The sequence below is a fragment of the Nocardia sp. CC227C genome (assembly GCF_030767025.1).
Classification (GTDB): Bacteria; Actinomycetota; Actinomycetes; order Mycobacteriales; family Mycobacteriaceae; genus Nocardia.
This window is the reverse complement of the sequence record NZ_JASITE010000020.1, coordinates 30,307-56,306: the sequence shown is the minus strand read 5'-3', so window position 1 is coordinate 56,306 and position 26,000 is coordinate 30,307. Positions and strand designations below refer to the sequence as shown.

Here is a 26,000-nt window from a genome sequence, read left to right as displayed (position 1 = left end):
ACACGCCCCGGCCGCCCCCGGCCCTGCTCGAGGAGTGCGATTCGTGACCGCGCCTGACTTCCTGTACTCGGATCTGCTGCCGACGGGTGCCGACGACACCCCGTATCGGCTGCTCACCACCGAGGGCGTCAGCACCTTCGAGACCGGCGGTCGCACCTTCCTCCAGGTCGAGCCCGAGGTGCTGCGCATGCTCACCCAGGAGGCCATGCACGACATCAGCCACTATCTGCGGCCCGATCACCTGCGGCAGCTGCGCAAGATCATCGACGACCCGGAGTCCAGCGGCAACGACCGCTTCGTGGCATTGGACCTGCTCAAGAACGTCAATATCTCCGCGGGCGGCATCCTGCCCATGTGCCAGGACACCGGCACCGCCATCGTGATGGGCAAGAAGTCCGAGGGCGTGCTCACCGGCGTCGACGACGCCGAATGGATCTCGCGCGGTGTGTACGACGCCTACACCAAGCTCAACCTGCGCTACTCCCAGCTCGCGCCGCTCACCATGTGGGACGAGAAGAACACCGGCAGCAATCTGCCCGCGCAGGTCGAGTTGTACTCGGCGGCGGGCGATCCCGCGCATCCGGCCTACAAGTTCCTGTTCATGGCCAAGGGCGGCGGATCGGCCAACAAGTCGTTCCTGTACCAGGAGACCAAGGCGATCCTGAATCCGGACCGCATGCTGGAGTTCCTGGACGAGAAGATCCGCTCGCTCGGCACCGCCGCCTGCCCGCCGTACCACCTGGCCGTCGTGATCGGCGGCACCTCGGCCGAATTCGCCCTCAAGACGGCCAAATACGCGTCCGCGCACTACCTGGACAATATGCCGACCGAGGGCTCCATGGCGGCGCACGGGTTCCGCGACCTCGAACTCGAGGAGCAGGTGTTCAAACTCACCCAGTCCTTCGGGATCGGCGCGCAGTTCGGCGGCAAGTACTTCTGCCACGATGTGCGCGTCATCCGGCTGCCCCGGCACGGCGCGTCCTGCCCGGTGGCCATCGCGGTGTCCTGCTCGGCGGACCGGCAGGCCAAGGCCAAGATCACCCCCGAGGGCGTGTTCCTGGAGCAGCTGGAGCGTGAACCGGCGCAGTACCTGCCGGAGCAGACCGACGAGATCCTGGGCGGCGACGTCGTCGAGATCGACCTGAACCGGCCCATGTCCGAGATCCGCGCCGAACTGTCGAAATACCCGGTCAAGACCCGTCTTTCGCTCACCGGGCCGCTGGTGGTGGCGCGTGACATCGCGCACGCCAAGATCAAGGAGCGGCTCGACGCGGGCGAGGAGATGCCGCAGTACCTGCGCGATATGGCCGTCTACTACGCCGGACCGGCCAAGACGCCCGACGGATACGCCTCCGGCTCCTTCGGCCCCACCACCGCCGGGCGCATGGACTCCTACGTCGACCAGTTCCAGGCCGCGGGCGGCTCGTTCGTCATGCTGGCCAAGGGCAACCGCTCCGCGCAGGTCACCCGCGCGTGCAAGGAATACGGCGGGTTCTACCTCGGCTCCATCGGCGGCCCGGCCGCGCGGCTGGCCCTGGACTGCATCAAATCCGTCGAGGTGCTCGAATATCCGGAACTCGGCATGGAAGCCGTGTGGAAGATCGAGGTCGAGGACTTCCCGGCCTTCATCGTGGTGGACGACAAGGGCAACGACTTCTTCGCCGAGACCCAGAAGCCCGTCGCGCTGCGGGTGCGGACGCGGTCCAAGGAACGCGTCTGACGCGGTGAGGTAGCCGCCGAGCCGGGTCGGACCGCCGTTCCGACAACGGCACTCCCGCCGAGCCAGGGCCGTCGGAAGAGCCGCTGCCACGGTCGGTCGGGTGTCCCCGCGCGTGCGGTTCCGGTCGTACCCGCCGACTCCGCACGGCGCACCGGCGCACTGCCGTGCGAAACGCCGCGGGCCGTGGGGTCGATAGGATGCGCGGACGGTCGGTGCGCGGAAGATCGAATTCGCGAGCTTTCGGCGTTCTCCGGTGGGGCCGGATGTGGTGTGGCAGCGGGTCGGGCACGGTTGTGCGCAGACCGATCCGAATCGGGTGTGCGAACGAATACGTGGAGGTGAGCGGATGCGGATGAACAAGGGCGAGGGTGGTTCTCGCGGTGCCGAGGGCGGGCGCGGGGTGCGGCGTGGAGCCGCGCTCGCGCTGCTGGCCGGTACCGCGTTCGGCGGCGTGGGCACACCGGTGGCGCACGCGCATCCCGAGCCCGCCGTTCCCACCGCCGCCGACGAAGCGAATACCGCACCGGCGGGTGTCGCCGAGGTGACATCGCCGCGCGCCGGTGCGGCAGCGACCGTGTGGCCGTCGGTCGACGGCGGCGCGATGGAGTCGCCGCTGGACGGTGTGGGCGCGGTGTGGCCGTCGGTCGCCGACGGGGAGTCCACGGCGCGGTCGTTCACGCCGTCGGACGCCGCCGCCCTGCTCGTCTTCGGTGGCACCCGCGTGGCGGACTTCGCCACCCATCTGGTCTCCGCCGGAGCCGGTCAACCGCCCGCGCAGTCCGTCGCCGCCACCACCGCGGGCCTGGACCCGCTGCTGGCCATCGCCTACGACCTGGCCGCCGCCGAGGCGCACGCCCAGGGCGTTCCGCTGTCCATCACCTCCGGCTACCGCAGCCCGGGTGAACAGCAGGCCATGTGGGAGGACGGCATCGCCACCCACGGCAGCCCGGAGGAGGCCCGCCGCTGGGTGCTGCCGCCCGAGGAGTCCACCCATGTCACCGGCCAGGCCGTCGATGTCGGCCCGCGGGAGGGCGCGGCGTGGCTGGAGGCCAATGGCAATCGCTGGGGTCTGTGCCGCACCTTCGACAACGAATGGTGGCATTTCGAACTCGCCACTCTCCCCGGCATGCCCTGCCCCGCCCGACTACCCGACGCCTCCGCGCGCTGAGCGCCGCACCGGGCGACAAACTCGCGGACAAGGCGATGTCCGCACATTCGCCCGGTGTGTGCGCAGGTGGTTGGGCATAGTGTGACGCTGGCGCAGGTGCCAGCACTCCGTCGTCACGACGGTCGACAGTCGACAGGCAGCACTGCGCCCCGCACACCCGCGGGGACGATTCGGGAGGTTTTCGGGTGGTCAGGCACGGCAACCGCAGCACCAACCGCACGGCACGCTCCGCCCTCGCACATCCCAGACCCCCCGTCCGCCGCCGCCCGACCTCGCGGGAACCCCTCTACCCGCCGGGCTGGCTGCTGCTCGAACTCCCCACCGCCATCCTGCTGGCCGTCTTCATCGGCACCGGCTGGCTCGGCTACGCCCACCCCACCGGCCCCGCCCAACCCCAGCCCGCCGTGGTGGTCCCGGTGGAATCACCCGCCCCCGACCAGCACCCCTGATCGCGGCGGGATTCAGGAGGCCACGAACTCGTCCGCGGACCGAACCTCGGCGTTCCGGAGCGGCCGCCGGTCACGGGTGGCCGCGATGAGCACCGCGAGACCGGTGAACGCGAATCCCGCACCCACCCAGAGCGGTGACACCCAACCGAAACCCGCGGCGATGGCCGAGCCGGAGAGCCAGACACCGAGGAAGTTACCGACATTGAAGGCGGCGATATTCGCGGACGAGGCCATGGTGGGGGCCGTCGCGGCGTAGTCGAGGACGCGCATCTGCAAACCCGGCGTGGCACCGAAACCGAAGAAGCCCATGGCGAGTAGCAGCGCGGCCGATGCCAGCTTGTTGTCCGTGAGCAGGGCGAAGGCCACCAGCACGACACCCAGTGCGAGGGTGAGGGTGACCAGGGTGCGCGTCAGATCGCGGTCGGCCCAGCGGCCGCCCAGGAGATTGCCCGCGAACAGGCCCGCGCCGAACAGGATCAGCAGCCACGGAATGGCGGAGTCGGAGTAGCCGGTGACCCGGGTGAGCAGGGGCTCGATATACATGAACGCGCCGAACATGCCGCCGAACACCAACACCGTCATGAGCAGCGAGTACCAGACCTGACGGTTGCGGAAGGCGGCCAGCTCCGAGCGCAGGCCCGGGCGAGCGGCCCGCGTGACGGCGGTGGGCACGAGCGCCGTGATACCCGCGAGGGCGAGCACGCCGACCACGGCGATGACCGCGAAGGTGGCCCGCCAGCCCCATTGCTGTCCGATGACGGTACCCAGCGGAACCCCGAGCACAGTGGCGATCGTCAAGCCGCCGAACATGATCGAGATGGCTCCGGCCTTCTTCTCCGGCCCGACCAGTGAGGCGGCGAGTACCGCGCCGATGCCGAAGAAGGCGCCGTGCGCGAGCGCGGCGAGCACCCGCCCGCCCAATAGCGCGGCGTACCCGGGGGCCAGCGCCGAGACCACGTTGCCGACGGTGAACAGCACCATGAGCACTTGCAGCGCCCGCTTGGGATTCCAGCGGTTCACCACGGGCGTGAGGGCGAGCGCGCCGAATACGACGGCGAGCGCGTACCCGGAGATCAGATATCCGGCGGTGGGCACCGATACATCCATATCGTCGGCGACCGACGACAGCAGTCCGGCGATCACGAACTCGGTGAGTCCGATGCCGAAGCCCCCGAGTGCGAGGGCGATGAGGCCGAGCGGCATGAGCTGCGCTTCCTTTCCGGCGATACCAGCAGCGCGCGCAAGAGCTGCGCAAGACAATATAACGCGTGTGCAATTAAATGCGTATGCAACAAAGTAGTTGCACGCGCCGACTATTGCAACTCGTCGCTATGCTGGGGGCATGGGAATCGCCGACGACGCCGTCGAAGTCCGAGCCACCGGCTGGCGCACCCTTGCCGCGCTACACGGCCTGATCGAGGCCGCGTTGGAGAAGGAACTGGTGCGTGAACACGGGCTGTCCGTGGTCGAATTCACCGTTCTCGACGCGCTGTCCCGCCAGGACGGCTGGCATATGCGCATCTCCCAGCTCGCCCGCGCCACCGCCCTCTCACCCAGCGCCACCACCCGCCTGGTCAATCGCCTCGAGGACCGCGGCCTGCTGGTCCGCGTCCTGTGCGCCGACGACCGCCGCGGCATCTACACCGAACTCACCGATCAAGGCCGCGCCCTGTACGCGCTGTCCAAACCCACCCACGACCGCGTCCTCGAGGAAACACTCGCCACCGCCGCCCACATCCCCGAACTGGCCTCGCTCGCCGACTTCCTGCACCGTGTCCCCGCCCGCGCCGAGTAGGGCGACAATCGGGGCGGGGCGGCGGTATCGGGAACCACTTCCCCCCCGCGCTCAGGCGTCGGCGAGGAGGGTATCGGTGAGGGGGATGCCGCCTTCGATGGTGTGCGGGGTGCGGCGGCGGTTGGGGGAGCCGAGGGCGGTGGTGAGGTCGGTGCCGTCGTGCTCGGCGAGCAGATCGCCCGCGTCCCAGACGAGCAGGGTGGCGCTGACGGTGTTCTCGGCCGCGGAGTGGGCGAGATCGTAGTGGGCGCAGGCGGGGACGTGGTCGTAGGTGATCCAGAGGTCGTAGCCGGTCATGAACAGGTCGAGATCGAATTGCACCGAGAGGCCGAGCAATTCGCTGCGGCCGTTGTCGTCGACGCCGGCGAACGCCTCGTCCAGGGCGAGTAGGCGCGGAGCCTGCGGATCGGCCGAATCGAGCATGACGTGGGCCGCCGCGAACAGCGGCAGATGCAGGGAGACCGACTGCTCGCCGCCGGACAGCGCGCTGTGGCGGGCCACGGTGAGCCGGTCCTCGGTGCCGTCGGCGGTGATGATGGTGAAGGAGAACACCCGCCAGGTGCGATAGTCCAGCGTGGTCGCGAGGATCTCCGGGAAGGACCGCTCCGGATGCGCGGCGCGGGCGGCCCGGATCTCCGCGGCGAAATGCGAGCGGATGGTGGACAGATCGTCGGCGGTGAGCTCCGAGGAGTCGCGGTCGAGAATCTTGCAGACCGCCCGCGCCGGGTCGGAGAGGGTATCCGCGAGCACCCAGTGCACGCCGATCGTATTGCCCGAGGACATGTGCCGCTGCTTCATCTCCGCACCCATCTTGGCAATGAGATCGCGGGCGTCCCCGGTGCGTTCGTGGATCTGCTGGGCCAGACCGGTCAGCAGGGCGTCCTCGAGGATGCGGCGCTCGGAGTCGGTGAGCAGCAGTTCCTGATCGCGGCGGGCGGCGGCGATGCGCTCGGCGAAATCGGCCAGCGCCGACAGACCGTGCTCGTCGTGCACCTGCACCACCGTGAGACCGTCGGCGGCGTCCCAGTGCAGCCGGTAGTCCTGGCGGGAGGCGGCCAGGGCGGCGTCGAACTCCTGTAGCGCGGTGGTGACCGCACTGCGGGTGGACTTGCGGGCCGCCTCGCCCGCCCGCACCGAAGCGGTTGCGGCGGAAAGGTTCTCGAACAATTCGAGCACCTCCGCCGGGAGCACCTGCGGCTGCTGCTCCGGATCACCGTTCTCGATGCGGTAGAGCAGCTGCTCCGGGGTGGACCAGGCGGCATCGCTGCTGGGCCAGAGGCTGTCGGCCTGCGCGCCGAGCAGGGTGAGCAGATCCGGGCGGGCGTAGGGGGCGAGTGTCCTTACGTCGGTGCGCAATTCGGTGAGTGCGGTGCCGAGCGCGTCATGGGCGGCGCGGTGCGCGCCCTCGGCGCTGCCGACCGCCTCGATGGCCTCGTGCGCGGCCTTGCGGGCGGCCTTCTGCTCGGCGCGGGCGGCGTCGATCTTCTCCCGTGCGGCCTCGAGTTCGCGGTCGATATCGGCCGCGCCCGCGCCCAGCGCCTCGCGCAGCGTCTCCAGTTTGCGCAGCTGCTCCTCGTAGCCGCTCCGGGCGGCCTCGGCCTCCTCGGCGAAAGCCTCGGCCAGATCCCGGGATTCGTCGAGCCGGTCGCGCGCCTCACGGGCCCGTTCGTGCTCGCGCTGGTGATCGCCGCGCAGCCGCAGCAGGGCGGTCCCGGCGTTCTCGAAATGCCGGACGGCGGCGGCCAGGGCATCCAGTTCCGCCGGATCGCGGGGGGCGCGATGGTCGGCGGCGATGGCGCGCACCTTCTTGTCGGCGGCCGTGCAGTCGGCGATCGCCTGATCGAGGTCGCGCTCGGTCTGGGCGGCGGCCTCGGAGCGCGAGCGCAGCATGCCCGCCGCCTCGGACACCGCGCGCAGGGCCGCGGTCACGGCGGCGGTGCGCGGCAAGGCCTTGGCGGCGGCGGTGATCCGCGCCAGTTCGGCGATGGCGGCCGCTTCCTCGGCCTCGGCCTCGGCGATCGCGGCCTCCGCCGCCTCGATGGCGGATGCCAGTTCCGCCAACCGCAGTTCGCGCCGGCGGGCGCGCGCGGTGGTGCCGATGAATTCGGCATCGGGCTTGGTGTGGCGGCCCAACTGGATGCCCTGGCGGAAGTGGCCGTCGGTGGTCACCGTGAGGCGCGGATGCGCGGTGACGGCGGCCAGCGATGCCGGGCCGGGCGTGCGGCTGGTGCCCGAGGTTTCCCGGGGTGCGGTGGGTTCCACGCGCCGACCCGACGAGGGGCGGGCCTCGGCGTGCGCGGGAGCGGTGGGGGCGCTCTCGTGGAGGGCGATCGAGGCGAGGATGCCGTCGACCGTGGTGCGGGGGACGCCGAAGGTGTCGTCCTCGACCGCCAGGACGTCGGCGAGGGTGGGGCCGGTGGGGCGGTCCGCCGGGGGGAGGGGGAGCAGGAACTGCTCGGAGTCGGGTGCCGGGATATCGGCGTCCGGGCTCACCCAGGCGTCCAGCAGGTTCGCGGCCTGGAGGGCGGCCTCGACACCGGCGGCTGTCGCGGGGGTGAGGTCCGGCGCGAAGCGGACCAGTCGCCACAGCGGCGCGCCGGGGCGGCCGTCGCGCTCGGCGGTGCGGGCCGCGAAGGGCGGCGGGGCGTCGTCGCGTTCGGCCGCGATGCGCCGCTGTTCGGCGCGCAGGTCGGCGAGATGGGCGGTGGACTGGTCGGCCCGGGTACGGGCGTGCAGGCGGCGGGCGCGGATGTCCTCGGTGAGGGGTTCGGTGTGCTCGGCGAGAACCTCTGCCGGAGTGAGGAATTCGGTGCCGGAGCAAGCGGGGGCACGTTCGCCGGTGGCGGTGCCCGCGGCGGGCGCGGGTTCGGTGCCGGTGGTGGTGAGAGCCTGCTCGAGGGCGTCGACCAGGCCGTCGCGGACGGGACCGTAGACGTCGCGGTGGTCGTTCCACCAGTCGCGCAGGGCGGCGGCGGTGTCCGAGCGGGCGAGGGTGACGGCGGCTTCGGCCTCGGCGAGTTCGGCGGCGGCGGCATCGCGGAGCTCGATGGCGCGCTGTGCGGCCCGTTCGGCGCGGGTGCGTTCGGTGGCGGCGGTGTCGACCAGGGTGAGGGCACGGCGGACGGCGCGCACGTCGGCGTCGCGCTCCTCGGCGTGGCTGCGCACCGTGGTGGTGAGCTGGTCGCCGCGCGCCTGCTCGGGCAGCGCCGCCCACTCGATACCGGCTTCGGCTGCGGCGCCGCGCAATTCGTCCTCACCGCGGGCCAGGGCCGAGGCGGCGTGCTGCACGGCGGCCTCGGCGCGCTCGAATTCCTCGGCGCGCTGGTCGACGGTCTGCCGGGCCTTGGTGGCCTTGTCGCGGTGCACGGCCGACGAGGTCTCCAGGCGGCGCACCGCGTCGGCGAGGTCGTCGAGCTGCTGTTTGCCCTCGTAAGCGCTGGAGCGCTGGAGGGTTTCGCGGTCGGCGAGGGCCTGCTCGTAGCCGCGGTCGGCATCGTCGGCGCGGGTCTCGGCGGCCGCGCGTTCGGCGTCGCGGCGCTGCCGCAGCGCCGAGGCCGCGTGCAGCGCGGTGGCCGCGTTGGTGACCGCGTCGAGCCGGGTGCGCACCTGGTCGACATCGGTCTTCGCCTGCACCGCAAGGTATTTGCGATAGACGTTGACGAAGGTGCGGGTGGCGGTGTCGGCCTGCACCAGCCCTTCCAGGGTGCGGCCCACCTCCTCCATATCGCTGAAGGAGCGGGCGGCGTCGAGGATCAGCTGCTCGTCGAGCGGGCGCAGGCCGTCGGTGAGCGCCTGCGACAGCCCGCGCGGGTCCAGGTTCTTCGCCAGCTGCGGGCGGCGCAGCGTGAGAATGAGATTGATGAGCTGGTCGTAGCGCTGCTGGCCGAGCCCGAACATGCGGGCGTCGATGGCGGCGCGGTACTCCACCGGCCGGTCCACGATGGCGTCGGTGCCGATCTGCTCGGCCAGCTGTTTGCGGGTCAGCGGCCGGTCCTCGGAGTCCAGCAGCGAGAAGTCCACGCCCACCCGGCCGTCGGCGACGAAATACCACCGCGTCACCTTGTCGGCGGATCGGGTGGCGCGCATCCCGATGCCGACGGTCACCACCTCCGGCTCGTCCCAGTTGCCGCGCGCGAACTCCATCCACACGTACGAGTACGCCGATTCCTGTTTGCGGTACAGCAGATTCGATTTCATGGTGCGCTCTTCACCGGCGAACGGATTCAACCGCCGCGGTTCGATCCGCCCGTCGAGCACGAACGGGAACAGCACCTCGAGCGCCTTGGTCTTGCCCGAGCCGTTCGGGCCGCGCAACACCAGCCGCCCGTCGGCGAAGCAGAACTCCTGATCGCGGTAGTCCCACAGGTTCACGATCCCCGCGCGGGTCGGGACGAAGCGCACGCCACCGTGAATGAGGTCGCCCATGGATCAGACAGTCCCTTCCATATCGCCGGGTGCCACGAAGAGTTCGGTCTCCGCCCGCGTGCGGACGGTCACCACCGCACCCCGGTAGCGGGCCAGGGCGGGCAGCACGAGCAGGCCGCCGTCCAGTACCTCCACCAGGCGCAGCCGCTCCAGCAGCGCCACCACCTCACCGGTGAGGCCGGGCGCGTCGGCCTGCCACTGGGCGGCGAACGTCGCGCCGTAGCGGTCGGTGAGCGCCCGGACGGTGTCGAGAATCCAGGAGGACGCGATGAAGGGGTACTCGGGTATCTCGGCCGGTTCCGGCTCGTCGTCGGCGTCCCCGTCCGCGACGAACAAATCGGCCGGGTCCGACAGCGGGGTGAAGACAGTCCGCATCGGAATGGCGGCATCGAGCTGTTCGGTGAGGTCGGTCAGCGGGCGCTCCGGGCGGGGACGGCGCGGCACCGGATTGTCGATATCCAGTACCAGATCCGCGATCTCGCCCACCAGCAGCAGGGCCACCTGGGCCAGTGTGCCGGTGCTCGGGAACCGGATATCGGACAGCCGGCCCGAACTGTCGATGAGCGCCACGCCCTCGGCGCGGCGCTCGGCCGGCAGGCCGGTGAGCAATTCCACCTCGGCCACCAGTTTGTCCTGTGCCAGCAGTGCGCGTTCGGCGGGCGGGAGGTCGGCGGCGTAGACGACCGGCAGTTCCACCAGCGCGCGCCGGACCCGGCGGGCCGCCAGCGCCGCCGCGGGGGAGCGGGTGTCGGCCGCGGTGGCCTCGTCGCCGAGCAGCCCGGTGACGCTGTGCAGGTGCTGGAGGGCGCGCGGCGGACGGAACAGGGCGAAGACCACCGCCCGGTCGATGTCGTAGAGCGCTTCTCCCGCTTCGGGATCCGCGGCCCAGCCGCCCGCGTCGCCGTCGGCCAGGGCCACCGCCCCGCGGGCCGCCAGCCAGCCGACGGCATCGACGAAGGCGTCGCGGTCGGCGGCCCGGTCGGGGGCGAGCTCGAGACCGTCCACCTGCTCGGCGTAGGCGGCCACCTGGTCGGCCAGTTCGGACAGGGTGATCTGGTCACCGGCGCGGCCCAGTGCCGCCAGGGCGAGGGACAGGTAGGCGTAGCGGCGACGGTCGAAGACGCGGTCGGCCACCGTGCGGGCCGGTCGCGCGCCGTCGAGACGATCCACGATGGGGAACAGGCGCGCGGTGGTCTCGGTGACCTCCAAGCGGTAGCCGAACAGTTCGGCGAGATCCTCCCGCAGTTCGGTGGCCCAGCGGCGGATGAGGGCCAGCGCGATGCGATCCGGATAAGTGCGGGTGACGAGGTGGTTGGCCAGGATCACCCGGGCGGCGCGCTGATAGCTGTCCAGCGCCAGGGAGTCGATGGAGCGGGCATGCATCAGCCGCGCACCTCCGGGGCGTCGCCCGGCGGCTCCGGGGGCACCGGTGGTGTGGTGCTCTTCTCCGCCTTCCCGGCTGCTGCCGCGGCGCGCTGGCGGCGGCCGGTGTTCTCGCGGATCTCGAGCGTGCGGCCGTTGAGGTGGAGCAGGCCGCGGGAGGTGCGGACGGCGGTGGAGCCGGCGTGTTCGCGCACGGTGAGGGTGACGCCGTTGTCGGTGCCGGTGGTGCCGCCGACGCGGCCGCTGACCGGGACCCAGGCGGTGGAGGCGGCGTCGAGCAGCTTCAGCAGCACCTCGGTCTCGCCCTCGTCGAGAACGCGGTCGTAGAGGTCGGCGGCCGCGAGGGAGCGGGCGGCCTCGGCACGGGCGCGCTGGGCGTCGAGCTGGGCCTGGCGCAGGCGGCGGATACCGGCGTCGTTGCGCTGGATGCGGGCGGGCGCGCCGGGCGTCGGCGGGCGGCCGGTCTCGGCGAGGGTGCGGGCGATCTCCAGCGGCGGGGCGTCCCACCAGGAGCGGATGGCGGGGATGATGTCCGCGTCGGGATGCCGCATGGACAGGTGCCGCGGGCGGCCGAGACCGAAGACCGCGTCGTAGAGGGCGTGCGCGGCCTCGGCGGTGGGGGCGGCGGTGAACCAGCCCGCCAGATGGCGCAGCGCCGATTCGCGGGAGACGCCGCCCTTGCGGGTCTCGGTGACGCGGCGCAGCAGCGACAGCACCGCAGCGATGGCGCTCATGGTGGCCTCGCGCAGGCGTTCGCATTCGGTGAGCGCGCCCTCGGCGTCCGACGGCAAGAACCAGGCGTGCAGGCCCTGCCAGCGCGCCCGCCAATCCGCCTGTCGCGCAGCGGTATCGAGCAGGACGCGTTCGTCGCAGCGGGCGGCGCGCTCGATCAGCTCCGCCACCCCGGTGGCCTCCACCTCGCGGATGGCGGTGGCCAGCCGGGGTGCGAAACGCGCCAGGTCCATGGAGAACTCGCGCATATGCGCGAGCAGTGCGTCCTTGTGGACGAGGAATGCCTCGGGGGTGACCTCGGTGGTGCGCACCAGATCGCCCAGGGTGAGGTAGAAGTGCGCGGCCCGGTCGGCCAGATCCGAGAGCGCCCGGTCGAGCCGGTTGAGCACGCGGTACACCCGGGGCGCGTCGCCGGTGCGGTTGGCCTCGGCCAGGGTGTGCAGATCCGCCAGCAGTTCCGGCAGCAGCAGGCGTGAGAGCGCCGCCTCGTCCAGGCGCGCGTCCAAGACGTCGGAGACCGCCCGGTACGCCTGATAGCCCGCCTGCGAGAACTGGTAGACGAAATGCCGGTTCCGGTACTCGGCCAGCGTCGCCGCCCGGGTGCCGTCGTAGCTGCGCTCCAGCACGCCCCACTGGTGCAACTGCTCCAGCAGCGGTCCCACCTCGGTCGCGGTCAGCGCGGGAGCCCCCGGGCAACGTCCGAGCGTCTCCACGACGTCGCTGGCGTGCAGCAGCACCACGTAGGCGGCCCGCGCGGTGTCGAAGGCGCGCAACACCCACAGGTAATCGGCCCGTTTCTCGGCGGTGGCGAAGGAGAACAGCCGGAGCCGATCGGCGTGCGGCAGATCCCCTCCACCGACCCCGGACGGGTCGGGCAGCAATCCGGCAGCGGTCTCGGTCACCGGGGTGAGACTAATACCGCTGCCGCCCGAGTCCCCAATGCGGCCGCTGTTCGGCGCGCCACAGCGCCCGAATGCCGACGTGGCAGCGCTGAATTGCGTGGTAAGTCCGACTCGACAGGGCACGGCCGGATCAGCCGGCAATGCGTCCGGTGGCCACGCCCTCGAGGCCGTTGAGCGGTACTCGATGTGCTCGGCCGTGCCCGTGGGCGCGAATTCACGATCAAGTTCCCGGATTCCGGCACCGGTGGACGAGGTCGGCCGCGGCGCGGCGGTATCAGCTGGCGGCGAGGGTGCGCAGCTGATCGAGATAGGTGCGGGTGCGCGGATCACCCGGAAAGCGTTCGATCATCTCGCGTGCCGCCTCGCTCGCGATCCACATGAGGGAGGGCAGGGAGCGGCGCTTGCCGGTGAGCGCCTGGATTCCCTCGTCGACGGCGAGCTCCAGATTGCGATCGCGCACCGCCACCACCGCGAGGGTGAGGTGCGCCTCGGAGACGCGCATGGGTTTGCGGATGGTGCCGTCGGGTGCGGTGGAGTTGCGGATGACTTGCCACGCATAGCTTTCGGCGAGGCGGTCGTCCCCGGCGACGCGGCAGCAGTCCATGGCGTAGAAGTCGAATTTCTGCGGGTCCACCACGAAATGGTTGTCCAGATTGGTCGGATGGTGAAGTTTGTCGAGTATCGAGCGGCCCTGTGCCAGCGCCGATTCCACCTCGCGGCGATCGCCGATGCGCGCCCACGCCTTGGCGCGCTGCGCCGAGAGCTGCACGCCGACGCCGAGCGCGCCCGCACCGGGGAGGGCGCAGTCCACGGCGTCGATCGCGCCGCGGTAGTTGCCCTGGGTGAGGGCGAACCACGCCGCCATTTCCGCACCCCAGCCGATGATTTCGGCATGGTCGGCCTCCTGGCCCAGGGACAGGGCGGCCCGCCTGGTGGCCTCGGCGGAGGTGCGCCAGCCCAGGTCGTAATCTACGCAACCGACCAGTAGGGCGACCCACCCGGCGAGCACCAGCACCTCGCGATGCTGGGCGAGAGTAAGACGACCGTCCAGTAGCGAGGTAATTCGCCGCAACCACGCCGTCCCCTCCGCGTGCAGCTCGTGCGGATCGGTGCACGGATACTCCGAGCAGAGCCGGTCGGCGGTGATGTGGATGGCGTCCAGCGTCGCCGCCGAGACATCCGACATGCGCAGCCGCCCGATGAACTCGAGCGTGTCCATCCCGGTCGCCGACAGCATCTCATCGTCCCGATTCGGCCGTGACTTGGGAAAAAAGGCCGCGGTGACGGTGTCGAAGGCCGCCGCGATAATGGGCGCGTAGAAGTCGTCCGGGCGGGATTCGCCCGATTCCCACCGCCGCCAGTTGCGCAGCAACGTGGAGTCGGTGGGGAGGTTGTGGCTCGACTTCCCGCGCATGGCGCGGACGGCGTCGGCCTGTGACCACCCCCGAGCATCCCGTTCGGCACGCATTCGGACAGCCCAGACAGGTCGATCGTCGCCACCGGACACGCTCTGTAGTATCTCACCAGTTAACCCCGCGTGGACCCGGATAGGGCATCTGGATGTCAGTGGGTTGACATCTGCAATTGCATCTTCGAGAACGCCATAGTCGTTAGTGGGCACACAACAGAACAGCGAGATCCCCAATCCAACGGAGGTTCGGGTGGAAGCGTTGATCTATGGGTACGTGCGTGACGATCTGGCCGACGGCCGCGGTGACGAGTGGGAGAGCGCCATGTGCACCCTCGCCAGCTCGGCCGGATTCTGCTTCGCCGCCACGTTCCATGAATCGACTCCGGGCGACGGCACCGCATTCGCGGAGCTGACCGCCGAACTCAAGCGAGCCGATGCCCACCATGTCGTGGTGCCGTCACTCGATCACCTTGCCGGTCAGACGATTCCGCGTGACATTCTGATCGCGAAGCTGGCCCAGGAGGCGGCCGCGAAGGTCTGGACGATCGACAGCTGACCGGCGGCCCACTGCCGCATTCCGACCGATATCGGCGCGCACGAGCGCGGAACGAGCCCATCCGGTGAGCCGCGCGGCGGCCAACCCCGCCGCCAGCGAGGCCGCCAGCGCCGCCAGGTGATACTGCCCGAACAGCGGATACACCTGCCAGTGCAGGAGATACGCGAACAGCGAGCCCTCCGCGAGCAGGGCGGCCGTGCCCGCCACCAGTGCGGGCACCCGCACCGACGGCAGCCAGACGAGCAGCAGGATTCCGGCGAGAATCATGCGCTCTCGGTCGGTTTCGCCGAAGTAGCCCGGCACCGTCGCCACCGCGATCGCGCTGAGCAACAGCCGGTGCCACACCGTCTCGGCCTTGGCCGCTGCCCAGCCGAGCAGGAAGAACCATGCCACCAGCGGTGAGAAGGGCGCATCGTCCGGCCGGTACAGATCGAATGTCCGATATCGGAAGATGAGCGCCACGCCGAGCAGACCGGTCGCGAACCAGAACGGCGACAACCGTTCCCAGCGATCGGCCACCGGCAGGCGCAACAGCAGCGCGGCGCCCACGATGAGGTAGAGCACCACCTCGATGAACCACAGGTGCCCGGCCGTCGGACTGTCGTGCGGACCCAGGATCTTGTTGAGCAGCAGCACATTCTGCCAGCCGTAGTAATCGGTGAACGGCAGGGTGAGCAGCACCCAGGCGGCCGTCGGCACGGCGATGAAGGCCGCGGTGCGCAGGGTGTGGCGCAGGCGCGGGGCGGCCGGAGCCGCCGTGACGGCGAAGCGCGCGAAATTGAATCCCGCCGCCGCGAGCAGCACGTGCGCTCCGCCCCAGAGGGCGAAAAGTCCGATATGTGAGCCGATTACCGTCATGATGCCGATCGCCCGCAACAGGGTGCTGGTATCGAGCGACCGTCCGAATCGGGTCCGCCGCCGGGGGAGCGCCTCGAGTTCGGCGATGGTGCGCGACGGCCAGTCGGCCGGAAGCTGCCCCAACGCCCGATCGAGCCGCACCGCCAGGGCGACGAAAGTCAGTGAGTCGCCGCCGAGTTCGGCGAAGGTGGCGCGGGAGTCGATGCGCTCGCGATCGAGGCCGAGCGCCTGGGCGAAGGGGCTACGGACATCCGTGCCGGATTCCCCATGGGCACCCGGCGGGAGAGTGGCGTCGTGCGCGCCCGCCAAGCGACGAATGCTCGGATAGTCCGGTTTTCCATTGGGTAGCCGTGGAATCGACGCCACCACACCGACCCGCACCGCGGCGACCGGCAGCCCGGACAGGCGCGCCGCCTCCCGTGCGGCTGCCGCACCGTGCGGCGCGACCGCCTCGTCGCCCACGGCACTCCCGAGATGACGGCTGCCCGCGCGCGCGATCGCGACGCCGGGAACGCCCGTGCGCACGGACCTTCCGAACGAGGGGGCATGCTTACCGAGCGGATGTGCTCTTCGCCCGGCACTTCTCAGCAGAGTGACGATGGACGCGGTGCGCCGGCCGGGCGTGGCGGCGCGGGCGGTCGAGCCTGCGGCTCCGGTCGGTTCCGCACTCGCGATATCCGCGCTCGCGGGGGCCTCCGCCTCGACGGCGACGACCAGCGTCTCGCCGTCATCGGTGCAGCAGGCGGTGAAACCGGCGGCGGCGAGCCCGGATTCGATGCGTTGCAGGTCGATGCGCAGGCCGTAGATCTTGGCGAAGCGGCTGCGGCGGCCGATCACCCGGTACAGCCCGTCCTCGGTGCGGCAGGCCAGATCGCCGGTGCGCAGGGCGGTGTGGGTGGGGCCGAGGGCGAGGTCCGCCGGGGTTTCGGCGTAGCCGAGCATCACATTGGGGCCGTGGTAGACCAGTTCGTGCCCGCCCTCGTCGACCGCCTCCAGCGTGAAGGCTCCGCCGGGGACGGGGATGCCGATGCAGTCGGGATGGGCGGCCGCCAGGTCGGGCGGCAGGTAGGCCATGCGGGCGGTGGCCTCGGTCTGCCCGTACATGACATAGAAGCGGAACCCGCGGCGTGCGCCCAGCCGGGCGTAGGCGGCGACCCGTGCGGGCGCGAGCCGCCCGCCCGCCTGGGTGACGTAGCGCAGATGCGGCAGCGACATGCGCTCGAACCCGATGCGATCGAGCAGATCGATGGTGTAGGGCACCGCCGCGAAGGAGCTGGCGCGCTGCGCGCCGAACTCGGCCCAGAACTCCGGCTCCACCACCGATCGGCTGGTCAGCAGCAGGCTCGCACCGCGCAGCAGATAGCTGTGTACCACCGACAGCCCGTAGCAGTAGAACAGCGGCAGCGTCGTCGCGGCGCGGTCGGTCGGCTCGATCTCCAGGTACTCGGCGATGGCCGCCGCGTTCGACAGCACATTGGTATAGGAGAGCCGCACCAGCTTCGGCGAGCCGGTGGAGCCGGAGGTGCTCAGCAGCAGCGCCAGCTCCGGGTGCAGGGTGTGCGCCGATCCGTCGCGCCGGACGAGCGGTGCGGGCGTCGAGCCGTCCGCGGTGGCCGCGATGACCACGTCGGGGTCGTAGATGTCGACCAGTTCCTCGGTCACCGTCTCGGTGAGCAGCACCGCGCATCCGGCCTCGAGCGCGCCGAGATAGGCCACCAGCGATCCGATGTCGTTGCGCGCCGCCAGGGCGACAAGCCGACGTCCCGTACCGAGGCGTTCCGCGAATTCGGCGACTGATCCGGCTAATTCGGCGTATCGGACTTCGTGACCATCCTGGACCGCCGCGATACGGTCACCGTATCCGTGCAGATACGCGGCGATCCGTGGCGAGGTCATCCGGTCCAGTGTAATGGTGCCCTAACTTCGCCCCCGCTACAGCCCGAAGCTGCCCCGTCCGCGTCTGCGCAGGTACTTCTCGAATTCGGCGGCGATGGCGTCACCGTCGATCTTGGACATGGCGTCGTTGAGATCCACCTCCGCGTCGCCGCGCTCCTCGAGCGAGCGCACGTACTCGGTGATCTCCTCATCGCTCGAGGTCATCTCGTTGACCGCCTCCTCCCACTCGTCGGCCTGTCCGGTCAGGCCGCCGAGCGGCACCTCCACATCGAGCACATCCTCGACACGGTGCAGCAGGGCGATCACGGCCTTCGGATTGGGCGGCTGCGAGACATAGTGCGGAACCGCGGCCCAGAACGACACCGCCGGGACCCCGGCCTTGACGCAGGCGTCCTGCAGGACGCCCGTGATGCCGGTCGGTCCCTCGTAGCGGGTCTGCTCCAGATTGAAGCGCTCGGCGGCCTCTTTGTTGTACGCGGTCCCGGTGACGGGCACCGGCCGGGTGTGTGGGGTGTCCGCCAGCAGCGCGCCGAGGATCACCACCGTCGACACCCCGAGTTGTTCGACGAACTCGAGAATGTCGTCACAGAAACTGCGCCACCGCATATTCGGTTCGACACCGCGCAGCAGCACCACATCGCGCTCGCTGCCGGGCGGGGAGCACACCGACAGCATGGCGGACGGCCACTGGATCTCACGGGTGACACCGTCGACCTGGCGGACGGTCGGACGGTTCACCTGATAGTCGTAATAGTCCTCGGAGTCGAGTTCGGCCAGCGGTTGCGAGTCCCAGATGAGTTCGAGGTGTTCCACCGCTCCGCTGGCGGCATCGGCGGCATCGTTCCAGCCTTCGAAGGCCGCGACGAGGACCGGATCCCGCAGGGTAGGGAGGTCCGTCTCGGCAGGCACCGGGGGTTCACTGGCGTTCACCCGGTCAGCCTACGGTGTCGGCCGGGATGACGCGCCAACGACGCGCACCTCCGGGACACGCCGACATCGCCCGCGGTGTGACACGGCGAACTGTCAGCGGCGAGGCGCGCGGACACGCCGCGTCTCATAGCGTGGACCGGCGGCACCGGGGCCCGGATTGTCGGGACAGACCACTACTCTTGAGTACATGTCTGTGTCCCCCCGCGCCGAGTTCGACACCACCCTACTCGACACGCTCCGCAAGCGTGTCGTGATCGGCGACGGTGCGATGGGCACGATGTTGCAGGCGGCGGATTTGACCATGGACGACTTCCGGGGGCTCGAGGGCTGTAACGAGATTCTCAACGAAACCCGCCCCGACGTACTGCGACACATCCACCGCGCGTACTTCGAGGCCGGCGCCGACGCGGTGGAGACCAACACCTTCGGCTGCAATCTGCCCAACCTGGCCGACTACGACATCGCCGACCGCATCCGCGACCTGTCCGAGCGCGGCACCCGCCTGGCCCGGGAGGTCGCCGACGAGATGGGGCCCGCCGCCGACGGCACGCCCCGCTACGTGCTGGGATCCATGGGGCCCGGCACCAAGCTGCCCACCCTCGGGCACGCGCCCTACGCCTCGCTGCGCGACGCCTACACCGAGGCCGCGCTGGGCATGCTCGACGGCGGCGCGGACGCCATCCTGGTGGAGACCTGCCAGGACCTGCTCCAGGTGAAGGCGGCCATCGTGGGCAGCCAGCACGCCATGGCGCGGGCGGGTCGCCGGATTCCGATCATCACCCACGTCACCGTGGAGACCACCGGCACCATGCTGGTCGGCTCGGAGATCGGCGCGGCGCTCACCGCCATCGAACCCCTCGGCGTGGACATGATCGGTCTGAACTGCGCCACCGGCCCGGACGAGATGAGCGAGCATCTGCGGCATCTGTCCAAGCACGCCAACCTGCCGGTTTCGGTCATGCCGAACGCGGGCCTGCCGGTGCTGGGCGCGAACGGCGCGGTGTACCCGCTGACGCCGGAGGAACTGGCCGTGGCCATGCGCCAGTTCGTCTCCGAATTCGGGCTGGCACTGGTCGGCGGCTGCTGCGGCACCACCCCGGAGCACATCCGCCAGGTGGCCGAGGCGGTGCGCGAACTCACGCCCGCGCATCGGGAGCCCGAACACGAGCCGAGCGTGTCGTCGATCTACACCTCGGTGCCGTTCGAACAGGACGCCTCCGTCCTGATGATCGGCGAGCGCACGAATGCCAACGGCTCCAAGGCATTCCGTGATGCCATGCTGGCCGAGGACTGGCAGAGGTGCCTGGACATCGCCAAGGACCAGACCCGCGACGGCGCGCACATGCTGGACCTGTGCGTGGACTACGTCGGCCGCGACGGCACCAAGGACATGCGGGAGCTGGCGAGCCGGCTCGCGACCGCGTCCACCCTGCCGATCATGCTCGACTCCACCGAAACCCCGGTGTTGCAGGCGGGTTTGGAGCACCTCGGTGGGCGCTGCGCGGTCAACTCGGTCAACTACGAGGACGGCGACGGACCCGACTCGCGGTTCCAGCAGACCATGCGCCTGGTCGCCGAGCACGGCGCGGCCGTGGTGGCGCTGACCATCGACGAGGAGGGGCAGGCCCGCACCGCCGAGAAGAAGGTCGAGATCGCCGAACGCCTCATCGCCGATATCACCGGCAACTGGGGGCTGGCCGAATCCGACATCATCATCGACACCCTGACCTTCACGCTCGGCACCGGCCAGGAGGAGTCGCGCCGCGACGGCATCGAAACCATCGAGGCCATCCGGGAACTCAAGCGCCGGCACCCGCGGGTGCAGACCACGCTGGGTCTGTCCAATATCTCCTTCGGTCTCAACGCCGCCGCCCGGCAGGTGCTGAACTCGGTGTTCATGCACGAATGCGTCGAGGCCGGACTGGATTCGGCCATCGTGCACGCCTCCAAGATCCTGCCCATCAGCCGGATCCCCGAGGAGCAGCGCCAGGCGGCGCTGGATCTGGTCTACGACCGCCGCGGCGAGGACTACGACCCGCTGCAGAAGCTGATGGCGCTGTTCGAGGGTGTCTCGGCGGCCTCCTCCAAGGCCTCACGCGCCGAGGAACTGGCCGCGCTGCCGCTGTTCGAACGGCTCGAACGCCGCATCGTCGACGGCGAGAAGGCCGGTATGGAGGCCGATCTCGACGAGGCCATGAGGGAAGTGCCGCCGCTGCGGATCATCAACGAGACGCTGCTGGCCGGGATGAAGACCGTCGGCGAGCTGTTCGGCTCGGGCCAGATGCAGCTGCCCTTCGTGCTCCAGTCCGCCGAGGTGATGAAGGCCGCGGTGGCGCACCTGGAACCGCATATGGAGGCCACCGACGACTCCGGCAAGGGGCGCATCGTGCTGGCCACCGTCAAGGGTGACGTGCACGACATCGGCAAGAACCTGGTCGACATCATCCTGTCCAACAACGGCTACGAGGTGGTGAACCTCGGCATCAAACAGCCGATCGCGACCATTCTCGACGCCGCCGTGGACAAGAAGGCCGATGTGATCGGCATGTCCGGGCTGCTGGTCAAGTCCACGGTGATCATGAAGGAGAACCTGGAGGAGCTCAACGCCAAGGGGGTGGCCGAGCAGTTCCCGGTGCTGCTCGGCGGCGCGGCGCTCACCCGCGCCTACGTGGAGAACGATCTCACCGAGGTGTACGAGGGTGACGTGCACTACGCGCGCGACGCCTTCGAGGGACTGCGGCTCATGGACGAGATCATGACCCGCAAGCGCGGCGGCGGGCCCGACCCGGATTCCCCGGAGGCCATCGCGGAGCGGGAGAAGGCCGCCGAGCGCAAGGCCCGCCACGAGCGGTCCAAGCGCATCGCCGCCGAACGCCGCGCCAAGGAGACACCGATCGAGGTGCCCGAACGCTCCGACGTAGCCGCCGATCTGCCCGTGGCGGTGCCGCCGTTCTGGGGCACCCGCGTGGTGAAAGGGCTGTCGGTGCAGGAGTATTCGGGCCTGCTCGACGAACGGGCGTTGTTCCTGGGCCAGTGGGGGCTGCGCGGCCAGCGCGCCGGTGACGGACCCACCTACGAGGAACTGGTGGAGACCGAGGGCCGCCCGCGGCTGCGCTACTGGCTGGACCGGCTCACCGCCGAGGGGGTGCTCGCGCACGCGGCGCTCGTCTACGGCTACTTCCCGGCGGTATCCGAGGGTGACGACGTGATCGTCCTCACCGAACCCGATCCCGATGCGCCGCAGCGGTATCGGTTCACCTTCCCGCGCCAGCAGCGCGACCGGTTCCTGTGCGTCGCGGACTTCATCCGCTCCCGGGAGCTGGCGCGCGAGCGCGGCCAGGTGGATGTGCTGCCGTTCCAGCTGGTCACCATGGGCCAGCCCATCGCCGATTTCGCGAACGTGCTGTTCGCGGAGAACAACTACCGCGACTATCTGGAGGTGCACGGCATCGGGGTGCAGCTCACCGAGGCGATGGCCGAGTTTTGGCACCGCCGTATTCGGGAAGAGCTTGTGCTGGAAGGACATTCGGTCGCCGACGAAGACCCGGCCGATGTGCTGGATTACTTCAAACTCGGATACCGTGGAGCACGTTACTCCTTCGGCTACGGGGCCTGCCCGGACCTCGAAGACCGCGCCAAGCTGGTGGACCTGCTGGAAGCGGGCCGCATCGGAGTGACGCTGTCGGAGGAGCTGCAATTGCATCCGGAGCAGTCGACGGATGCGTTCGTACTGCTGCACCCGGAGGCAAAGTACTTCAACGCATAGGATTTTCGGAAGTTTTCCGGGCTATCGCGCGGAGTTGCAGGGTGGACTCGGCGTGACGCCAGCAGGAGGGGTACAACCACATGACGGCAGACCGGCTGATTGCGGGACGATATCGGCTCACGGATCCGATCGGCACCGGTGCGATGGGAGTCGTGTGGCGTGCGACCGATGTGCGCCTGCGGCGCACGGTCGCGGTCAAGCAGCTGCTGCTGGGTCCGGGGCTGTCCCGATCCCAGGCCATCGAGGCCCGGATGCGGGCCATGCGCGAGGGCCGGATCGCGGCGCGACTGCACCACGTCAACGCCGTCACCGTCTTCGACGTGGCCGAGGAGGACGGCCAGCCATGGCTGGTCATGGAGTACGTGAACGCGCCCAGTCTCGCCGCCGTCATGCGGGAGAAGGGTCCGATGCCGCCCACCGAGGTCGCCCGCATCGGGGCCAAGGTGGCGGCGGCGCTGGCGGCGGCCCATGACGCGGGGATCGTGCACCGTGATGTGAAGCCCGCCAATATCCTCGTCGCCGAGGACGGCACCGTGAAGATCACCGACTTCGGCATCTCGCGGGCCGTGGGCGATGTGACCGTCACCTCCACCGGATTCCTCGCGGGCACACCGGCCTATCTCTCGCCGGAGGTGGCGCGGGGTGAGAATCCGGAACCGTCCTCGGACGTGTTCGCGCTGGGCTCCACGCTGTACGCGGCGGTGGAGGGCGCCCCACCCTTCGGCGAGGGCGACAACCCCCTCGCCGTCCTGCACTCGGTGGCGCGGGCCCGGGTGCCCGACACCCGGCGGGCCGGACCGCTCGGACCGGTGCTCATGGAACTGCTCGCGGCCGAAGCCGACGCGCGGCCCACCATGAAGCAGGCGCACGAGGCGCTGGAGGCCGTGGCCGAGGGGCGCGGCGTGCCCGCGCACGCGCATCCGAATCCGACCAAGGTGCTGCCCTCGGCGAGCACCGCCGTCGCCGCGGACGCGGCGGCGCAGACCACGGTGCTGTCCAATTCGCACGGCGTGACGGGCAACAGCACCGATCCGACCATGCACGTGGACATGGGCACGCCCGCACGGCACCCGGGCACCGGCACGTCCGGGCGGCCGCCGAGTGGTCCGCTGCCGCCGGTGCCGCGTACCGGTGCGGACGGGCCGCGGCGCGATCGGCGTCGGCTCGCCCTGGCCGGGCTGGGGGTGGCCGCCGCGCTGCTGCTCGCTGCCGTGATCGCCACCACCGTGAATCGCGGTGGGGGAGAGGAGAATCCGCCGGTCGCCACCGGAACGTCGGCGGTCGCGCCGCCGGTCGGTGAGACCTCGGGCACCGCGTCGACCTCACCGGCGGTGATCGGCCAGGCCGACAGCCAGGAGCCGTCGCGCACCGCCGCGCCGACCACGACCACCGCGCCGCCGTCCACCACCACGAGTACGAATCCCGGCACGACGACCACGACAACGACGCCGACCACAACGCCGCCGACCACCACCGCCCCTACCCCGGGCAATGTCACCGCCTTCGTGCGGAACTACTACGGCATGCTGCCCGGCGATGTGAGCGGCGCGTGGTCCATGCTGTCGCCGTCCTACCAGGCGGCCACCGGCGGATTCAACTCCTACGCCCAGTTCTGGGGCACCATCGCCGCGGTGCGCATCGGAGCGGTCACCCCGCAGGGCGACCACCGGGCCGTCGTCTCGCTCACCTATGTGCTGAAGAACGGATCCACCGACAGCGAGAACCGCTGGATCCAGGTCGACGACAGCGGTGGCCGTATGCTCATCACCGCCTCCGGCCTCTGACCCCGACCCCGAGGAGTTGCTCCGATGACCCGCCCGGCCGCCGTTCTCTGGGATATGGACGGCACCCTGCTCGACTCGGAGAAGCTCTGGGATGTCGCCGTCCGGGAACTCGCGGCCGAACTCGGCCGCGAGATGACCGACCAGATCCGGCACGCGCTGATCGGCGCGTCCGGCCCCAACGCGCTGCGCATCATGTTCAACGGCCTGGGCCTGGACCCGACCCCGGCGGCCCTGGGCGAGGCGGGCCACTGGCTGGAACGCCGCGTCACCGAGCTGTTCACCACCGGCGAGATCCCTTGGCGGCCCGGCGCGCGGGACGCCCTCGCCGCCCTCGCCGCGGCGGAGGTGCCCATGGCGCTGGTCACCAACACCAAACGCTCCCTCACCGAATTCGGCCTGGACACCCTGGGCCGCCACCACTTCCACGTCTCCGTCTGCGGAGACGAAGTGCCGCACGGCAAACCGGCCCCCGACAGCTACCTGCGCGCCGCCGAACTGGTCGGCGTCGCCCCCGAACGCTGCGTGGCCATCGAGGATTCCCCCACCGGCGTCCAGGCCGCCGAAACAGCGGGCTGCCCGGTCCTGGTCGTACCGTGCGAGATCCCGGTCCCCGCCGGGTCCGGCCGGGTCTTTCGCGACTCTCTCATCGGCATAACCGTGGCCGAACTCGGCCGGGTCGCGGCCGTGCCCCGACGGCGGGAGAACCGACCGGCGTAACGGTCGACAGCACGGCCATCGGCGGGTGACCGGGCCGTGCGGCCGTGTCGCCATCCGCACCGTCCGCCGCGAGGTACTCGGGCAGTCTGCGCCATGGGCGTGATCACACCCCGTGACCAGGGTCGACATTGCCGCCGGTGACCACGGTGAGCACTTCCTGACCGCGGACATCGTGCACGGCCTCGGCCATGGTGCGGGCGGGAGCGGTGACCGGTACACCGGCTGTGAAGGACTCGTAGACCGTCGGCGCGTTCTCCGGGCAGGCGATACTCGAGCGCAGCCGCAGGGCGTCATCGGACGCCGTCGACTGCAACGCCGAGGAGAGGCGCCGAACCATTCGCTGAAACGCCTTCGCGAGGTCACTGGTCACGCCGAATCGAAGCACGGGAGGACGGGTGTCCCCAGGGGCGCGAGGGCATCGGTGATCTCGGGCGGACCGGTCACCACCTGTCGGCCACGGAGTTCGTCGCACCGACGGCGCTGGCCGTTCGCATGAATTCTATTGAGGCTCAGGAAAACTATGTGAGTATGCAGGATGACCGATTCCAGCGAATCCCTGGCGCGCCGACAGCCCCTCCGGTGAGAATGATCGGCATGGCTACGAGCGGGGGCTGGACCGACGTGTGCCCATCCACTGGCGATGGGGTGGTGGGCGATTCGGTGTCCGAGGTGGTGGACATCGAGCGCTACCCGCTGGACGCGCCCGGCGGCGCGGGCTGGGTGCGGGCGGTGCGGGCGGTGCGCGCCGACCTGGCCGCCGACGGGTGCAGCGTGCTCACCGGATTCGTGCGCCCGGAATTCCTGGAGACGCTGCGCGCCGAGGGTGCGGAGCTGGCCCCGCGTGCCTACTACACCGTCGAACGGGTCAACGCCTACAACATCCCGCTGGACGCCGCACTACCCGAGGGGCATCCCGGACGCATCGTGCTCGAGCGTGGGAACGCCTTCGTGGCAAGGGATCTCATCCCCGCGCACACATTGATCCAGCGGCTCTACACCAGCCCGGTCTTCCAGCGCTTCGTGGCCGACTGCTTCGAGCTCGAGCAGCTGCACGAGTACACCGACCCGCTGGCGGGGCTCTGCCTGAACGTGGTCGCACCGGGCATGTCGCACCCCTGGCACTTCGACACCAACGAATTCACCGTCAGCATGCTCACCCAGCGACCGGAATCCGGCGGCGTCTTCGAATACTGCCCGGGCATCCGCACTCCGGAGGCGGAACACCTCGACGATGTGCGCGCCGTCCTGGAGGGCAAGGGGGAGAAGCTGATTCGCCGCCTGGACTTGCGCCCCGGGGATCTACAGCTGTTCCAGGGCCGCTACTCGCTGCACCGGGTGTCACCGGTCACCGGGGCCGCGCAGCGGCACACCGCCATCTTCGCCTACAGCCGGACCACCGGGGTGATCGGTACCGCGGAACGCAGTCGGCAGCTGTTCGGCCGGGTGCTGCCCGAGCACCTGGGCGGCGCGACGGCCGTACGCGGCGACCGACTGCTGGATTGAGTGCT

At 70.3% G+C, this 26,000-nt stretch carries 17 protein-coding genes; 9 read left to right on the top strand and 8 right to left on the bottom strand.

Translation table 11 applies throughout. From position 1 onward, the window contains the following. Positions 1-43: 43 nt before the first annotated feature. From QMO76_RS30540 to QMO76_RS30530, 3 genes are all read left to right on the top strand, one after another. The gene (locus QMO76_RS30540) at positions 44-1,720 is read left to right on the top strand and encodes a fumarate hydratase (protein WP_306364817.1); all 1,677 of its coding nucleotides are present in this window, start codon (positions 44-46) and stop codon (positions 1,718-1,720) included. A 742-nt stretch (positions 1,721-2,462) separates the two neighbouring features. After that, a complete protein-coding gene (locus tag QMO76_RS30535) occupies positions 2,463-2,888 on the top strand; it encodes a M15 family metallopeptidase (RefSeq protein WP_306364872.1) in 426 nt (141 codons plus the stop codon). A gap of 185 nt (positions 2,889-3,073) precedes the next feature. Beyond that, positions 3,074-3,337 carry a hypothetical protein gene (locus QMO76_RS30530; RefSeq protein ID WP_306364816.1) on the top strand — a complete coding sequence of 88 codons (264 nt, stop codon included), beginning with the start codon at positions 3,074-3,076 and terminating at the stop codon, positions 3,335-3,337. A 12-nt stretch (positions 3,338-3,349) separates the two neighbouring features. Here the strand turns inward: QMO76_RS30530 and QMO76_RS30525 are convergent, their stop codons facing one another. Continuing rightward, entirely contained in the window at positions 3,350-4,540 is a 1,191-nt protein-coding gene (locus tag QMO76_RS30525) for an MFS transporter (RefSeq protein ID WP_306364815.1), read from the bottom strand. A 139-nt stretch (positions 4,541-4,679) separates the two neighbouring features. On the opposite strand from QMO76_RS30525, the gene QMO76_RS30520 reads away from it, so the two are divergent. Further along, positions 4,680-5,132 (top strand): MarR family winged helix-turn-helix transcriptional regulator, encoded by a 453-nt coding sequence (locus QMO76_RS30520; protein ID WP_306364814.1) that lies wholly within the window; start codon positions 4,680-4,682, stop codon positions 5,130-5,132. 51 nt (positions 5,133-5,183) lie between these two features. Here the strand turns inward: QMO76_RS30520 and QMO76_RS30515 are convergent, their stop codons facing one another. From QMO76_RS30515 to QMO76_RS30500, 4 genes are all read right to left on the bottom strand, one after another. Next, positions 5,184-9,557, bottom strand: coding sequence for an SbcC/MukB-like Walker B domain-containing protein (locus QMO76_RS30515; RefSeq protein WP_306364813.1), 4,374 nt, complete (start codon positions 9,555-9,557; stop codon positions 5,184-5,186). 3 nt (positions 9,558-9,560) lie between these two features. Further along, entirely contained in the window at positions 9,561-10,940 is a 1,380-nt protein-coding gene (locus tag QMO76_RS30510) for a TIGR02678 family protein (RefSeq protein ID WP_306364812.1), read from the bottom strand. Next, positions 10,940-12,553 (bottom strand): TIGR02677 family protein, encoded by a 1,614-nt coding sequence (locus QMO76_RS30505; protein ID WP_306364871.1) that lies wholly within the window; start codon positions 12,551-12,553, stop codon positions 10,940-10,942. Before QMO76_RS30505 ends, QMO76_RS30510 begins: the two co-directional genes overlap by 1 nt. 295 nt (positions 12,554-12,848) lie before the next feature. Continuing rightward, positions 12,849-14,042: an XRE family transcriptional regulator gene (locus QMO76_RS30500; RefSeq protein WP_306364811.1), complete on the bottom strand. Its 1,194-nt coding sequence runs from the start codon at positions 14,040-14,042 to the stop codon at positions 12,849-12,851. Positions 14,043-14,235: 193 nt separating this feature from the next. On the opposite strand from QMO76_RS30500, the gene QMO76_RS30495 reads away from it, so the two are divergent. After that, a complete protein-coding gene (locus QMO76_RS30495) occupies positions 14,236-14,541 on the top strand; it encodes a hypothetical protein (protein ID WP_306364810.1) in 306 nt (101 codons plus the stop codon). On the opposite strand, the gene QMO76_RS30490 is transcribed toward QMO76_RS30495, so the two are convergent. Next, a complete protein-coding gene (locus QMO76_RS30490) occupies positions 14,443-17,295 on the bottom strand; it encodes an AMP-binding protein (RefSeq protein ID WP_306364809.1) in 2,853 nt (950 codons plus the stop codon). The genes QMO76_RS30495 and QMO76_RS30490 overlap by 99 nt on opposite strands. A 36-nt stretch (positions 17,296-17,331) precedes the next feature. Next, positions 17,332-18,225 carry a PAC2 family protein gene (locus QMO76_RS30485; protein WP_306364808.1) on the bottom strand — a complete coding sequence of 298 codons (894 nt, stop codon included), beginning with the start codon at positions 18,223-18,225 and terminating at the stop codon, positions 17,332-17,334. 187 nt (positions 18,226-18,412) lie between these two features. Between QMO76_RS30485 and metH the strand changes: the two genes are divergently transcribed. From metH to QMO76_RS30470, 3 genes are all read left to right on the top strand, one after another. Then, complete coding sequence (gene metH, locus QMO76_RS30480; RefSeq protein WP_306364807.1) at positions 18,413-21,991, top strand: methionine synthase; 3,579 nt, start codon at positions 18,413-18,415, stop codon at positions 21,989-21,991. A gap of 80 nt (positions 21,992-22,071) precedes the next feature. Then, entirely contained in the window at positions 22,072-23,775 is a 1,704-nt protein-coding gene (locus QMO76_RS30475) for a serine/threonine-protein kinase (RefSeq protein ID WP_306364806.1), read from the top strand. Positions 23,776-23,799: 24 nt separating this feature from the next. Then, positions 23,800-24,492, top strand: coding sequence for an HAD family phosphatase (locus QMO76_RS30470; protein ID WP_306364805.1), 693 nt, complete (start codon positions 23,800-23,802; stop codon positions 24,490-24,492). Between the two features lie 103 nt (positions 24,493-24,595). Here QMO76_RS30470 and QMO76_RS30465 read toward each other — a convergent pair whose 3' ends face one another. Further along, positions 24,596-24,829 (bottom strand): hypothetical protein, encoded by a 234-nt coding sequence (locus tag QMO76_RS30465; protein ID WP_306364804.1) that lies wholly within the window; start codon positions 24,827-24,829, stop codon positions 24,596-24,598. A 257-nt stretch (positions 24,830-25,086) separates the two neighbouring features. On the opposite strand from QMO76_RS30465, the gene QMO76_RS30460 reads away from it, so the two are divergent. Next, positions 25,087-25,995, top strand: a complete 909-nt coding sequence (locus QMO76_RS30460; RefSeq protein WP_306364803.1) for an arpA protein — start codon at positions 25,087-25,089, stop codon at positions 25,993-25,995. Positions 25,996-26,000 lie beyond the last annotated feature (5 nt).